13 protein-coding genes are annotated in these 14682 nt (G+C 55.2%); 4 read left to right on the top strand and 9 right to left on the bottom strand.

Annotated elements, in window-relative coordinates; translation table 11 throughout:
- The first annotated feature begins 199 nt into the window (after window positions 1-199).
- Window positions 200-553: a type II toxin-antitoxin system RelE/ParE family toxin gene (locus AC6I8C_RS01600; protein WP_010672045.1), complete on the top strand. Its 354-nt coding sequence runs from the start codon at window positions 200-202 to the stop codon at window positions 551-553.
- Window positions 553-852 (top strand): helix-turn-helix domain-containing protein, encoded by a 300-nt coding sequence (locus tag AC6I8C_RS01595; protein WP_010252120.1) that lies wholly within the window; start codon window positions 553-555, stop codon window positions 850-852. Before AC6I8C_RS01600 ends, AC6I8C_RS01595 begins: the two co-directional genes overlap by 1 nt.
- A gap of 122 nt (window positions 853-974) precedes the next feature.
- On the opposite strand, the gene yncE is transcribed toward AC6I8C_RS01595, so the two are convergent.
- The 3 genes from yncE to AC6I8C_RS01580 all read right to left on the bottom strand — a co-directional run bounded on the left by yncE (window position 975) and on the right by AC6I8C_RS01580 (window position 3834).
- Window positions 975-2027, bottom strand: a complete 1053-nt coding sequence (gene yncE / locus AC6I8C_RS01590) for a 7-bladed beta-propeller protein YncE (protein WP_497821419.1) — start codon at window positions 2025-2027, stop codon at window positions 975-977.
- 198 nt (window positions 2028-2225) lie between these two features.
- A complete protein-coding gene (locus AC6I8C_RS01585; RefSeq protein ID WP_009092571.1) occupies window positions 2226-2435 on the bottom strand; it encodes a YdgH/BhsA/McbA family protein in 210 nt (69 codons plus the stop codon).
- A gap of 211 nt (window positions 2436-2646) precedes the next feature.
- Window positions 2647-3834: an MFS transporter gene (locus tag AC6I8C_RS01580; protein ID WP_497821418.1), complete on the bottom strand. Its 1188-nt coding sequence runs from the start codon at window positions 3832-3834 to the stop codon at window positions 2647-2649.
- Between the two features lie 104 nt (window positions 3835-3938).
- On the opposite strand from AC6I8C_RS01580, the gene AC6I8C_RS01575 reads away from it, so the two are divergent.
- Window positions 3939-4904, top strand: coding sequence for a cupin domain-containing protein (locus AC6I8C_RS01575; RefSeq protein ID WP_497821417.1), 966 nt, complete (start codon window positions 3939-3941; stop codon window positions 4902-4904).
- A 9-nt stretch (window positions 4905-4913) separates the two neighbouring features.
- On the opposite strand, the gene AC6I8C_RS01570 is transcribed toward AC6I8C_RS01575, so the two are convergent.
- The 6 genes from AC6I8C_RS01570 to gltP form a co-directional block, all read right to left on the bottom strand.
- Window positions 4914-6458, bottom strand: a complete 1545-nt coding sequence (locus tag AC6I8C_RS01570; protein WP_497821416.1) for a methyl-accepting chemotaxis protein — start codon at window positions 6456-6458, stop codon at window positions 4914-4916.
- 227 nt (window positions 6459-6685) lie between these two features.
- The gene (gene murP / locus AC6I8C_RS01565; RefSeq protein ID WP_497821415.1) at window positions 6686-8140 is read right to left on the bottom strand and encodes a PTS N-acetylmuramic acid transporter subunit IIBC; all 1455 of its coding nucleotides are present in this window, start codon (window positions 8138-8140) and stop codon (window positions 6686-6688) included.
- Window positions 8140-9051: an N-acetylmuramic acid 6-phosphate etherase gene (gene murQ / locus AC6I8C_RS01560; protein ID WP_497821414.1), complete on the bottom strand. Its 912-nt coding sequence runs from the start codon at window positions 9049-9051 to the stop codon at window positions 8140-8142. Before murQ ends, murP begins: the two co-directional genes overlap by 1 nt.
- 664 nt (window positions 9052-9715) lie before the next feature.
- Window positions 9716-10090, bottom strand: a complete 375-nt coding sequence (locus AC6I8C_RS01555) for a helix-turn-helix domain-containing protein (protein WP_497821413.1) — start codon at window positions 10088-10090, stop codon at window positions 9716-9718.
- 118 nt (window positions 10091-10208) lie between these two features.
- Window positions 10209-10484, bottom strand: coding sequence for a type II toxin-antitoxin system RelE family toxin (locus AC6I8C_RS01550; RefSeq protein WP_336748223.1), 276 nt, complete (start codon window positions 10482-10484; stop codon window positions 10209-10211).
- A gap of 220 nt (window positions 10485-10704) precedes the next feature.
- Window positions 10705-12006 carry a glutamate/aspartate:proton symporter GltP gene (gene gltP / locus AC6I8C_RS01545; protein WP_013359809.1) on the bottom strand — a complete coding sequence of 434 codons (1302 nt, stop codon included), beginning with the start codon at window positions 12004-12006 and terminating at the stop codon, window positions 10705-10707.
- Window positions 12007-12591: 585 nt separating this feature from the next.
- Between gltP and acs the strand changes: the two genes are divergently transcribed.
- Window positions 12592-14547, top strand: coding sequence for an acetate--CoA ligase (acs, locus tag AC6I8C_RS01540; protein WP_135910407.1), 1956 nt, complete (start codon window positions 12592-12594; stop codon window positions 14545-14547).
- Window positions 14548-14682 lie beyond the last annotated feature (135 nt).

Here is a 14682-nt window from a genome sequence, read left to right as displayed (position 1 = left end):
CACTCTCCTCAGCCACGGATCATCCCGCAAAGAACCTGCAGGACTCCTGTAACAGCAGAGATGTGCTGCTCCTGGCCCGCGAAAGCGGGCTTTTTTTAATGCTTAAATCAGCTGTCATGCGTGTTCTCTGGCTTGAATTTATAAGCTGTAGCTTATAATCTGTACCCTGTATCACGGAATATATACAAGGAAGTATGTCATGTGGACCGTACTCCTGAGCCCGCGCTTTGAAAGCTGGCTAAGTGAGCAGGAAGAAGCCCTGCAGGAAAAAATGTTAGCGGATCTGGGAAAGTTAAAAGTATACGGCCCTGATTTGCCTCGCCCTTATGCTGATACTCTCAAGGGCTCGCAGTACAGGAATATGAAAGAACTCCGCGTACAGTTTTCAGGAAAGCCAATTCGGGCATTTTATGCATTTGACCCTGTCCGCCAGGCTATTGTGTTATGTGCCGGAGATAAGAGTCATGACAAACGTTTTTATATCCGAATGATACGCATCGCTGACGATGAATTTTCAGCCTGGCTGGCTGAACAGGAGAAGGGAAATAATTAATGAGAACCCTGGATGATGTTATCGCCGACTTCTCCCCTGAGAGTCAGGCGCGAATCAAAAAAATGTCTGATGAAATGATTCTGGAAGTCGGGCTTCAGATGATTCGCGAAGAGCTTCAGTTATCACAAAAGACGCTCGCCGAGGCCATGGGCGTGCGTCAGCCTGCCGTTGCTCAGATTGAGCAACGCGGAAATGAGATTAAGGTTGCCACGCTGAAACGCTATGTCGAAGCAATGGGCGGAAAACTCAGTCTTGATGTGGAACTTCCGACCGGAAAAAGAGTGGCCTTTCGCATCTGAACCCTCAAAACGGCGAAAGCGATTCTGTTTAAATAAAAAAGCCACTCGTCAGAGTGGCTTTCTCGTTTACAACGACCGGATGTAAAACAGCTTCAACACAGTAGTGTTCGGGACGTCACGCCTTACAGTACAATACGCATCACGCTGTCAGGATTATTTGGCGGTTCCTTGCGCGAGCCGGGCTGTTTTACGCTGACGTACAGCACCTTACCATCCGCCGAGAGCGCCAGGCTGTTAGGCAATGCCGGGGTTTTTACCGTGCGCTTCACCTTATAGCTACTGGCGTCGATGATGCTGACTTCACCGGCTTTGCGGTGGGTAACATAAAGCTCATCACGCTGCGCATTGAACAACACCGCCAGCGATTCAGGCACATCAATCCGCTGAATTACCTGCTGATTACGCAGATCCACAACCAGCACCTGCGCCTGCTTTGAATCTGTCAGGAAAGCGCGCTGACCACCGGTATCCAGCGCAAGGTTCAGGAAGAAGTGCTCTTTATCGCCGTCAATCTTCTGCTTCTTCTCAACCGCATTTGTACGCGCATTAATCGTGACCAGTTCGCCATCGGCATTGGTGACGTAGACCTTTTGCGCATCGGCATCCACAGCCAGACCGGTGCCCATTTTGCCGGTATTCGGAATGGTGCTGACAAGCTTCATCGTGCTGCCATCCACCACCCAGACCACGCTCTGCGGTCCCAGTCCGGTGATATAAACCCGGTTAGTTTTCGTATCAACCGCCACCTGACGCGGCTGCAGCGGACGCACGGTCTCACTGCGCGGACGGCTATCCAGCACCAGCGTATTCAGTACCTTACCGCTACTGGCATCGATAGCGGTGACCGAACCGTTTACGGTATTACCAATATAAAGCAGGTTGGTTTGTGGATTGATTGCCGCACCAAAGGATTTCAGCTCAGTGTTGATTGCCTGCTGTACCGCCAGCGTAGACGGGTCGAGACGGAAAACCGTACCGCCGTTACCGCTGCTGTTCTGCGCTGTCGCCACAAACAGCGCGTTGTCTTTCGGGCTGACCACCAGTTCATAAACACCTTTACCCACGGACTGATTAAGATCCGCCGCCTGCGCTGCCAGCCATCCTGAGGCAGAGAACAGGGCCGTAGCCAGTAACAGCGGACGCAGGGTCCGGCGCGTAATGGTAATCGCTTTCATAACTTCTCCAGAGTTAATCCACTGCAGACGCAGTGATAAGAAAGCCCGACATTGCAACCAGAAAGGCCTGTCGCACAGGCTGATGTACGTTTTTTTGAGAATGATAATTATTTATGAAGAAAAGGGACAGGATTATTCGCGGAGAAACGAAGCCAGGACGCCCGGAGGCGTCCTGTCAGCACAAGAGGGTAAAGCGTTTTATTTCAGCAGCTCAGCGGTCATGTGAACGCCGTTGTTGGTGTAAGCTTCAGTGATTTTATATGAAGCACCAGCTTCCTGCGCCTGTGCAGCAATTTTCGCTTCTGCACCATCCAGCGTAGAGTCGATAGCGGTCACAGATTGCGCGAAGCTGGCGAATGGCAGAACAGAAAGCGCGATAACAGCTGCAAAAGTTTTGATAGATTTCATGGTCAATTCCTCGGTTAATTTTTATCAGGTAAGGCGTGCTGCCTTGTTGATATATATATTAGTCCGGAAGTTGATCAGTAAAAAGCGGAGGGTTTTGCTTATCTCTTTCAGTAAAATTGAACATAAAAAGCACGTATCGCACAGTTATCGCTCAAAAGGTTAATAACCCAATTCGATAAAAAAGGCAGCATAATGCGCTGCCCTCAGAAGATTAACCGTGATGCCGCACCCGGATGAAGATGGTCAGTGCAGCCAGCAGCATCAGCACGCCACTGGCAACGAACACGCCGCCTGCGCCGCGCAGGTCAAACATCCAGCCGCCCGCAGCCGCGCCGACGGTAATCGCCAGCTGAATGGTGGCGACCAGTAACCCGCCGCCCGATTCCGCGTCATCGGGCACCGCGCGCGAAATCCAGGTTGACCAGCCGGTTGGCATCGAACCAAATGCCATCCCCCAGATTGCCACGCCTGCGCCTACCATCCAGCTGACATCGCCAAAGCTCACCAGCATCAGCGCCGTGACGCTCATTAACAGCGCCATCCCGCTCAGCGTCAGCGATACGCTACGGGTGACCAGGAAACCCGCCAGCGAAGTACCAAAGAAGTTCGCCACGCCAAAGGCGAGCAGCGCCAGCGACAGCTGATTAAGGTTGAGCTGTGCAACGCCTTCCAAAAATGGACGCAGATAGGTGAAGAAAGCGAAGTGGCCGGTAAACATCATGATCACCGCCAGCATGCCCCAGCGCATCACGCCGATACGCAGGAGCGCCAGCACGCCGCCGTTGCGGGCTTTGTTCTCTGCTGGCATGGCGGGCAGGGTAAAGAACTGCCACAGCAGCGCCACCGCACCCAGTCCGGCGGTCAGCATAAAGATGTTGCGCCAGCCCACCAGTCCGCCGAGATAGCTGCCAAGTGGCGTGGCGATAATCGTCGCCAGCGAGATCCCGCTGAAGACAATAGAGAGCGCACGCGGTACCTGATCGGTGGGTACCAGACGCATGGTGATGGCCGTTGAGAGCGTCCAGAAGCCGCCAATGGCCATCCCCAGCAGTACCCGCGCCAGCAGGATCACCTTCAGGTCAGCCGCAAACGCCACCATCAGCGCCGAGGCGATCAGCAACAGCGAAAACACCAGCATAACGATGCGGCGATCGATGCGCCGCGTGACGCTGCCGGTAACCAGACTGGTAAACAGCGCCACCAGCGCGGTGATGGTGACGGTCTGTCCCGCCTGCCCTTCTGAAACGCCCAGGCTGTGGGCCATTGGCGTCAGCAGACTCACGGGTAAAAATTCGGCGGTAATCAGGCTGAACACCCCAAACGCCATAGCAAATACCGCGCCCCAGGCGGGACGGGTCGGCGAGGAAACCTCATCAGCCACTTCGGTTGTCAGACTCATGCTGCTTCTCCGGAAGATAAAAAAGTGAGTGAGAGCATAGAGTGGAGCGTCAGGACGATCTATGATGCTTACACCTTCATTTTTGATAATTCGTCTGGAATCGTATGAGCCACTATGGAGATCTGACCAGTGAGCTGCTGATGGGAATGCGTCTGTATGGCGTGAACTATCAGCGTATCGCGGTAAGCGCGCCGTTCGGGCTGCATTATGAGCACGCGCCGGGGCGGGCGCAGTTTCACTTTGTCGGGCGCGGCTCACTGCTGGTGCGCGGCGCCTCCGGCGAACTGTTCCAGCTCAACAGCGGCGATGCGCTGCTGGTGCCACACGGTAAGCCGCACAGCCTGATCTCCAGTGAGGAGGCGGACTGCCAGTGTATTAAGAACATGGCGAGTAAGCCGATTTGCGACAGCGTCTGTGCGATTGCTGCACCGGAAGATGCCTGTGATGACGAGCACAGCGTGCTGCTGTTCAGCGCCTGCATGGCGTTTGAGCTTGGCGGCATGCAACCGCTGATCAACACCATGCCGGATGTGATGCTGGTGAGTACGCTGCTGTCGCAGTACCCGGAAATTCAGCCGATTCTGGCGGCGATGGAGCGGGAGTCGCGGACCCGCCAGGCGGGATTTGCCGGGATTCTGTCGCGTCTGGCTGATGTGGTTGCCGCGCTGCTAGTTCGCGGCTGGGTAGAGAACGGCTGCGGCCAGAGTAGCGGGCTGGTGCAGGCGATGCGCGATCCGCGTCTGAGCCAGGCGATTGCCGCGATGCATCGGGAGCCGGGCGAAAACTGGACGGTGGCGCGACTCGCCAGCGTAGCGGGCTGTTCGCGTTCGGTGTTCGCCGGACGTTTTCTCACGGCTACCGGCATGACGCCGCTGCGATATCTGACCGAATTGCGAATGCGGCTGGCGGTGAAGCGGATTGTAAACAATGGCGAAGCGGTGGAAGCCGTCGCTTATCATCTCGGCTACGGCTCGATTGCGGCGTTCAGTCGCGCCTTCAAGCGGATTGTCGGGCAGTCGCCAGGCGCGCTGCGTGCCGGACGCGACGGCACGCAGGCGCTGGCCTCGTAATCTTATCTCTTAACGAAACACGCTAATCGCTTCCACCAGTCGGTTAGCCTGGTGGGTCATGCGACCTGAAGCCTCGGCGCTTTCTGTTACGCGGGCGGCGTTCTGGTGGGTGATGTCATCGAGATCTTCCACCGCTGAACTGACTTCGCTGAGCGCGGTTGCCTGTTCGGCCGTGGCGGCGCTGATCTGAGCGATCAGGGCAGTCACATTCTGTACCTGTGACACGATATCCTGCATCGTCCGGCCTGCTGCGCTGGCGTGCTCATTGCCCGACTGAACGCGGCTGGCGCTGGTTTCGACCAGCATTTTGATTTCGCTGGCGGCTTTGGCGCTGCGCTGTGCGAGGCTACGGACTTCGCCTGCCACCACCGCAAAGCCTTTGCCCTGCTCACCGGCCCGTGCCGCTTCTACTGCGGCGTTCAGCGCCAGGATATTGGTCTGGAATGCAATGCCGTCAATAACGCTGGTAATATTGGCAATCCGCTTTGAACTGTCAGCAATTTCGCCCATCATGCCCATCATCTCGGTCATCACCTCGCCCCCTTTGCTGGCAGCCTGGCTGGTGTCGGCTGACAGGGTATTCACCTCGTTCGCAGTGTCAGTATTGCTCTTCACCGTGGCGGTCATTTCGTTCATGGTGGCTGCGGTCTGCTGTACGTTGGCCGCGGCCTGCTCGGTACGGCGGCTGAGTTCGTTGTTGCTGCGAGCAATGGCGTCGCTGGCGCTTAACACATTGATCGCCTGACCGCTGACATCATCCACCAGCCAGCGGAACATCAATCCGAGCTGACCGATAGCGCGCAGCGTGACGCCGACTTCATCAACGCGGTCCATCTGCTCGACCTTGTGACTCGCACCGGTCGCCACGCTCAGCGCCTGTTTGCACATCCGCTCGATAGGCCGTGAAATCTGCTGCTCCAGCCACAGACTGCTCAGTGTGAGTAGCGCCGCCATGCCTGCGGCAAAGCCGGCCAGTGCTGCGTGCGTCATACCCAGCGCCCAGACGCCTGCCACCGAGAGGGGCAGTAATGCCAGCAGCGTACTGCGGATCCGCCAGCGCAGGGACAGCGTTTTCAAAATGGAGGCGGGACGACGCCAGCCGCTGCGAACCAGCAGGCCTTTGTGAAAACGTCGCCCTCTGGCCCGGCCTTCACGAAAATCCTGATAGAGCGCTTCGGTCTGACGGACTTCCTCTGCCGTGGGTTTGGTGCGTACTGACATATAGCCCTGCACCTTACCGTCGCGCACCACCGGAATGGCATTAGCCCGCACCCAGTAGTGATCGCCATTTTTACGGCGGTTCTTAACCAGTGCAGTCCAGGGTTCACCCTGTTTCAGCGTCGCCCACATGTCGGCAAACGCTTCTGGTGGCATATCGGGGTGACGCACCATGTTATGCGGCTGGCCGTTAATCTCTTCGGCGGAGAATCCACTCGCTTCGATGAAGGCGTCGTTGGCATAAGTGATGTGGCTGTTGAGATCGGTGGTCGACATGAGTGTCGCATGTTCGTCAAACTGATATTCACGCTGAGAGACAGGCTGGTTGTTACGCATCAAAAGTCCTTGAAGACCCGACGTCCTGCACGTGACAGTCTGCGTGTCAGCGTGAAAACGGTGGGCTGAGAAATAACGATTACCTTTTTTTATGTTTTCGGCATGCGTCCGCCTACTCTTTAGCGATTAAGTTAAATTACTGGCAATAAAAAGCCGCTTTGCAGCGGCTTTCACATTTTTGGGTGATTATTCATCCGTTAGCCGGATTTGAGGATTGCGGCAGTCGGCTAGCTGAGGTCGACATTCCGGGTGCCGAACCACCAGGTCAGCAGAAATCCGCCGCTCCAGGCCACCATCAGCCCGGCCAGGTAAACCGCCATACCGGCGAAGATTCCCTGGCTGGAGGTCATCAGCGGCAGCGTGACCAGGCCGGAAGGGCCGAATACCGTATTCATCCCGACCGGCAAACCCAGCCACGCTACCAGCCCGATAAAGAACCCGCCCAGCGCCCCGCCACCGCAGGCGGTGATAAAGGGTTTGAGGCGCGGCAGCGTGACGCCGTAGATCAGTGGTTCTCCGACGCCCAGCAGGCCGGGCACAATGGCACCTTTGATCTGCGCCCGCAGCAGCGCTCCTTTTTCTGCTTTGCACCACAGCGCCAGTGATGCGCCGACCTGACCTGCGCCTGCCATCGCCAGAATCGGGAACAACGAGTTAAAACCCTGCGTTTCCATCAGCGCAAAGTAGACCGGAATAAAGCCCTGATGGATGCCGAACATCACCGCGATCAGGAACAACCCGGCCAGCAGCGCACAGCCAAAGGGATTGTTATTGAGATGGATAAACAGCCACGACATCCCCTTAAACAGTTCACCACCCAGCGGCATGATAAGCAGATAGGTGATGGCCCCGGTAATCACCAGCGTAAACAGCGAAGTCAGGATCATATCGAGGTTATCGGGAATGATTTTGCGCAGCTGTTTCTCAATCCACGCCCCGATAATCGCCGCCATCAGCACACCAATAATGTTGCCGCGCGGGTCGATCGTCAGGCCAAAGAAGCTCTCCATGCCGCTGTAGTAGCCGGTGGTGGCCGTGGGCACATAGCCGAGCACAAACAGCGAAGCGATGATGGCACCATTGACGCCGCTGCCGCCAAAGGCTTTTTGCGCGTTGTAGCCGATCAGGATGCTGAGAAAGGTGAACAGCCCTTTGCCGAACACTTTCATGTACGCCACGGTGTGCAGCAGCCAGGGCGCATGGTCGCCGGGCGCATTGAGGTGGAGGCTCTGTTCAATCAGCGTGGCAAAGCCCAGCAGCAGCCCTGCGCCGATAAAGCCCGGAATCAGCGGGGTGAAGATGGTGGCGAAGCGCGACAGGAACTGATGCACGCCGCTGGTCTGTTTCGCCTTTAGCTGCTGCTTCTGCTGCGCCGCCCGCTGGCTTAGATCGGCTGTTTCGTCCTGTGGTGCCGGTGTGCTTTCATCCTGCACCAGCAGGCTCTGCATCCCCTCGGCGGCGGTTTGCGCTTTGCCTGGCCCCAGCACAATCTGTAACTGCGCCTCGCTGTTGATAACGCCCAGCACGCCCGGCAGGCTTTTTAGCTGAGTCAGATCGGCCAGTTCCGGCTGATTGAGTGTCAGGCGGAGCCGTGTCATGCAATGACCACAGGCCGCAATATTTTGCGCGCCACCGACCGCCTGCAGGATGTCACGCAACAGTGCTTCGGTGATTTTCGCCATTAGCGTGCTCCCGCTGCCTGCAGAGCCTGACGGATAAAGCCCTGATGCTGACTGAGCAGCGCTTTCGCCTCATCGGCGGCCAGGTCAGCCAGCACCATCAGGATTGCGGTTTTGCAGTGTCCACCGCAGGCGGTGAGCGCAGCGCTGGCGGTCGCATCATCACAGTCCGTGGCCTGCATGACAATGTTGATCTGACGCTGCACCAGTTTCTGGTTGGTCGCTTCCACATCAACCATCAGATTGCCGTAGACTTTTCCGCTGCGGATCATCGACCCGGTGGTGAGCATGTTGAGCACCAGTTTTTGTGCGGTGCCCGCTTTCATGCGGGAGGAGCCGGTGACCACTTCCGGGCCGACCACCGGCGTGAGCGCAATCGCAGCGACCTGCGACATGGCGCTGCCGGGATTACAGGTGAGCGACACGGTGGTTGCGCCAAGCTCGTTAGCGTAAGCCAGCGCGCCCAGCACATAAGGTGTGCGGCCGCTGGCGGCGATACCCACCAGCACATCGTGGCGGCTGAAGTGGATATCTTTCAGATCCTGCGCGCCCTGCTCCCGGTTATCTTCGGCGTTTTCTACCGCCTGTAATATAGCGGTATGACCGCCGGCAATCAGGCCGATGACCTGCTCGCGTGGCGTACCAAAGGTAGGTGGGCATTCGCTGGCATCCAGGATGCCGAGTCGCCCGGAGGTGCCCGCACCGCAATAGATTAATCGCCCACCCGCCTGGAACGCAGCGCAGATGGCGTCAACGGCGTCGGCGATCTGCGGCACGATGGCCTCGACCGCCAGTGCCACCTTTTTATCTTCATCATTAATGACGCGCAGCATCGCTTCGGTAGAGAGTTCATCGATGTTCTGGCTGGCCGGGTTGCGGCCTTCGGTGATCATCTGGCTGAGGTCGAGTTTCATGGCGGGCTCCGTTAAGGAATAAATTATTCAAATTACCAAACATCATAACGAATGATTAATTCATTGGGTGAGATCTTTTTTCAATGGATGTGGGGTGAATCATGTTGCGGGGAGTGGGCTGAATGAGTGATATCGGGCATTCGGCATTTGATCGCTGCGCATGCTTGCTCAGGCGCAGAGTATTTGAACGGAGTTGCTTTGAAATCCCGCCGGGTCAGAAAAGCTTCACCTGATCGTAAAGACGCATTCGTCATCCATGACGCTCGGCCCACGCCGTCCCTGGCGTGGGACGCTTTACTTTTCAGGTGAACCTTTTCTTCCCTCAGGCTGTTTTACTGCTGTTTGAAAAGAAGTTTTAGCCGGACATGGTTGCGAAGGCGGATATCAGTAGTAGCGGAGTAAAGCGTCCGCTGCATGGACAAAAACGCTGGAGCGTTTTTGAACAACGTAAAGCGCTGGCCCGCTTGCGGGCGAGCCTCATGGATGAGGCGAGTAACCGGCGGACGAGGCCACAGGGAGGGGTTTACGCCGACTTTACGCAGTCACTGCGGGTATCCGACTGAACGAAGTAATGTTTTCCATTCAAAGACTTCACCTCCCATACTATGTCACTCATCCAGAAGACAATAAAACCCCACGCATTACGGGTTAAAAGCACATTCATTTAATCAATATAAAGTTGTGACGTTCTGCAGCCATATAAGGCAGCCAGCTTCTCAAGCGTCTGTTTTTGAGGTTTCTTTCTCGACTCTAACTTCGAAACGCCAGCCTGCGTGATGCCTAATTTATTCGCGACCTCTTCCTGCGACATTTGCCGATGCAAACGCCACGCAACATGCAAAGGAACAGATTGTCTCCGGCTGATTTTCATGACGTCGTGGGGAATAGTCTCATCGTCATCCGATCCCGCTTTATAGGGCAGAGGCTCAAACACATCGTCTAAATGACGTTCGGCCATGAGCCTGTTAAACAACTCAATGGGGATGACGGCACCAGTGCGGTTCCCGCGCTCGTCTGTCAGAAACTGTATCGCATTCATGGGTAATCACTCCTTACTGCCGCGGCAGAGCAGACCTGTGTTCATCTGCTGGCGCGGCTTAGCTATGTTCTTATCTGCTTTAAACTCAATGGTAACGCAGGCTAACCCCAACCGCCTGCTAGCGTTTTTTGTACGTGGTTGATGTTCTTCTTACAACTTCCAGAATAGCTATCACCACGGGCTGACCTTTCTCTATCTTCCACAGCACACGATAGTGACCCACCACCAGCTTCATTCGCTTCTCTTTATCATCCGTCAGCTTTTCCACTTTCAGATGGGGGATATCAGGCCACTTAGCCAACGCCTCTACAGCATCTTCAATGGCGTTACCGTCTTTCTGAGGCAGTCCATATAGCTGTTTCAATGCCTTTTTCGTCCAGTTAATTTCTGGCATTCATCAACACTCCATGTTGTCAAAGCACGCATTCAACTCATCTCCAGAACATAACCAAACCTGGTTATTAAAGCAACCATATGGTTATTTAAAGCGAATTTTAGTTATTATTATATAACCATTAATATGAAGCCTCATCCTCCCAGAGACAGCCACCAGAAGCCACTCAAACAAAAAGGGCCCAACTTTCGTTGAGCCCTTTTTTACGCTAACGCTGTTCTCAGCTTGCGGTCTGCGTCCGCAGCTGCAGCTCATACGCTTTTGCCTGCTCGGCGTCAAACTGGTTTTCCCAGCGGGCAATCACCAGCACCGCCAGCGCGTTACCGACCACGTTCAGCGCGGTACGCGCCATGTCCATGATGCGGTCAACACCGGCGATAAATGCCAGACCCTCCAGTGGAATGCCAACGCTGCCCAGCGTAGCCAGCAGCACCACGAAGGATACGCCTGGCACGCCAGCGATCCCTTTCGAGGTCACCATCAGCGTCAGGACCAGCACAATCTCATCGGTCAGCGACAGGTCAATGCCATACAGCTGCGCAATAAAGATCGCCGCGATACTCTGATACAGCGTTGACCCGTCCAGGTTAAATGAATAACCGGTCGGCACCACGAAGCTGGTGATCGCTTTCGGCGCACCGTAGGCTTCCATCTTCTCCATGATGCGCGGTAACACGGTTTCCGAGCTGGACGTGGAGTAAGAGAGAATCAGCTCATCTTTCAGAATACGCATCAGCGTGGTAATGCGCAGCTTGCAGAAGCGCGCTACCCCGCCCAGCACCACAAAGGCGAAGAACAGAATCGCCGCATAAACCAGCAGCACCAGCTTAGCCAGCGGCCACAGCGAGGCAAAACCGAAGTTAGCAATCGTCACCGCGATCAGCGCAAACACACCGACCGGCGCATAACGCATGATCATGTGCGTTACTTTAAACATCGCTTCAGAGATGCCACGGAACAGGTTCACCAGCGGATCGCGCTGTTCTGACGGCAGGGACGACAGGCCTAAGCCAAACAGCACCGAGAAAAAGATAATCGGCAGCATGTCGCCCTTCGCCATCGAGGCGAAAATATTCTGCGGGATCAGCGACAGAATGGTGGTTACCAGGCTGTGCGGACCGCCCTGTACCTCTGCCGTTGTCGCTTCATATTTAGAGATGTCCACCGTTGCCAGCGTTGACATATCAATGCCGGTGCCGGGTTGAAATACGTTGGCCAGCGTAATACCGACCACAATGGCAATGGTGGTGATCACTTCAAAGTAGAGAATCGTTTTGACGCCGATGCGTCCCAGCTTCTTTGCATCACCCACGCCAGCGATGCCGACAATCAGGGATGAAATCACAATCGGTACCACAATCATCTTGATAAGATGAATAAAGATATCGCCTGCAGGACTGAGAATGTTGGTGACTAACCATTCACGATTGTCTGGCTGATTATGCAACACAGCACCCACAACGATGCCGAGCACCAGGGCTGTCAGAATCTGCCAGGCCAGGCTGATTTTAAAACCTTTCATAACGCGTAATTTCCTCAGTCAAAACCCGTTTCTCTCTACTGCGAAGGTGCAGAAGACAATACACACAGGGAGTGAGCAAAAAGCCCGGTAAATTAGAGGGTGTTTAGAAACAGCGCCTCGTATGAAAATCTGATGATTCCCATACCCATTTTCAGACGCGGTCTGAGTTGATACCTGCAGAACAGGGGCGAGATAAGTACCATTTTCACTGTGGTAAATGCAACCCCTGGCGAATCCGATTAAAAGTTAGCCACCTGAGTAGCATAAAGTGCTGCCGGAAGTAAAAATCCCTAACCTGCTGTTATGAAAAGTAATACTTAGATGAATTTCCGCATAGCTATGCAGAGTTGGTTAAAAACGCGTCCGGCGCGTTTGCTTGCTTTTTATCCAGCCTAATCCCGGATGACACCGCTTCTTAATTCCCCCTCGCCGCCAGAGAGTTAACCGGAAATATCAGAACGGCTTCACGCTTCTCCCGAAGAGGTTTATCTCGTGATCTGTGGCGCAAAAAAGAAACAAAGCTATGGCGCATGCTTCAATTAACCATTGATTGACATATCATTAACATCTTCAAGGAGATCCGCCATGAGCCAAATACATAAACATCCCGTTCCAGAGAACATTGCAGCAAACACCCTGATTACGGCTGAACAGTACCAGGCGATGTATCAGCAATCTGTCGACGATCCAGACAGTTTCTGGGGCGAACAGGGCAAAATCCTTGACTGGATTAAACCTTACAGCAAGGTGAAAAATTGCTCGTTTGCGCCAGGTAACATTAACATTCGCTGGTACGAAGATGGCACGCTCAACCTGGCGGCAAACTGCCTTGACCGTCATTTAGCGACGCGCGGCGATCACCCGGCGATTATCTGGGAAGGCGACGACGCCAGCGAAAGCAAAACCCTGACCTTCCGCCAGCTGCATGCTGAAGTCTGTCGCTTCGCCAATGTGCTTGAGTTGCTGGAAGTGAAAAAAGGCGACGTGGTGGCAATCTACATGCCGATGGTGCCGGAAGCGGCGGTGGCGATGCTGGCCTGTGCGCGTATCGGCGCCGTTCACTCCGTGATCTTTGGCGGCTTTTCACCGGAAGCGGTCGCTGGCCGCATCGTCGACTCCAGCGCCTCGCTGGTGATTACCGCCGATGAAGGGATCCGCGCCGGTCGCAGTATTCCGCTGAAGAAAAATGTCGATGACGCGTTAAAAAACCCGAATGTCACCAGCGTGAAAAACGTGGTGGTGTTCCAGCGCACCGGCAAAGATGTAGGCTGGGTTGAAGGCCGCGATCGGTGGTGGCATGACCTGATGCGGGACGCCAGCACCAACCACTCTGCAGCCGAAGTCGGCGCGGAAGATCCGCTGTTTATCCTTTATACCTCTGGCTCTACCGGCAAACCCAAAGGCGTGCTGCATACCACCGGCGGTTATTTGGTCTATGCCGCCACCACCTTTAAGTTCGTCTTTGATTATCATCAGGATGACATTTACTGGTGTACCGCCGATGTCGGCTGGGTAACAGGACACAGCTATCTGGTTTATGGCCCGCTGGCGTGCGGTGCCACCACGCTGATGTTTGAAGGGGTGCCAAACTGGCCAACACCGAGCCGCATGGCAGAAGTGGTTGATAAACACAAAGTCACCCTGCTCTATACCGCACCCACCGCTATCCGTGCACTGATGGCCGAAGGAGATAAGGCCATTGAAGGTACCGATCGCAGCAGCCTGCGTATTATGGGATCGGTCGGTGAGCCAATTAACCCGGAAGCCTGGGAGTGGTACTACAAAAAAATCGGCAACAGCCGCTGCCCGATTGTGGATACGTGGTGGCAGACCGAAACCGGTGGCTTCATGATAACGCCATTGCCGGGTGCGACCGAACTGAAAGCGGGTTCCGCCACCCGACCCTTCTTTGGTGTGCAACCGGCGCTGGTGGATAACGAAGGTCAGCCGCAGGAAGGTGCCTGTGAAGGCAATCTGGTGATCACCGAGTCCTGGCCAGGACAGGCGCGCACCCTCTTTGGCGATCATGACCGTTTCGAGCAGACCTACTTCTCCACCTTTAAAAACGTCTACTTCAGTGGTGATGGTGCCCGTCGCGATGAAGATGGCTATTACTGGATCACCGGACGTGTTGACGACGTGCTCAACGTCTCCGGTCATCGTCTTGGCACCGCCGAGATTGAATCGGCGCTGGTGTCGCATCCTAAAATTGCCGAAGCTGCCGTGGTCGGGATTCCGCACAGCATTAAAGGTCAGGCGATTTACGCCTATATCACGCTGAATCACGGCGAAGAGCCGTCGCCAGAGCTCTATACCGAGGTGCGACAGTGGGTCCGCAAAGAGATCGGCCCGCTCGCCACGCCTGATGTGCTGCACTGGACCGACTCACTGCCGAAAACCCGCTCCGGCAAAATCATGCGGCGTATTCTGCGCAAAATTGCCACCGGCGATACCAGTAACCTGGGTGACACTTCTACCCTCGCCGATCCTGGCGTTGTCGAAAAATTGCTTGAGGAGAAACAGTCGATCAAAATGCCTTAAGCGCACGCTGTCCGGCGGGAAGATCGCTTCCCGCCACACCCGCCCTACGCAGTCTGTTTCGCTAGTCACAAAAATTATAACCAGCTGAATCCGCGCCCTGTCGTGAGGTTCTCGCCTGCAAGCCCTCTGGAGAAA

The sequence above is a fragment of the Pantoea sp. X-Soil-YNGN-844 genome (genome assembly GCF_059730595.1).
The sequence above is the reverse complement of the archived record's forward strand: the minus strand, read 5'-3'. Positions and strand labels throughout refer to the sequence as shown.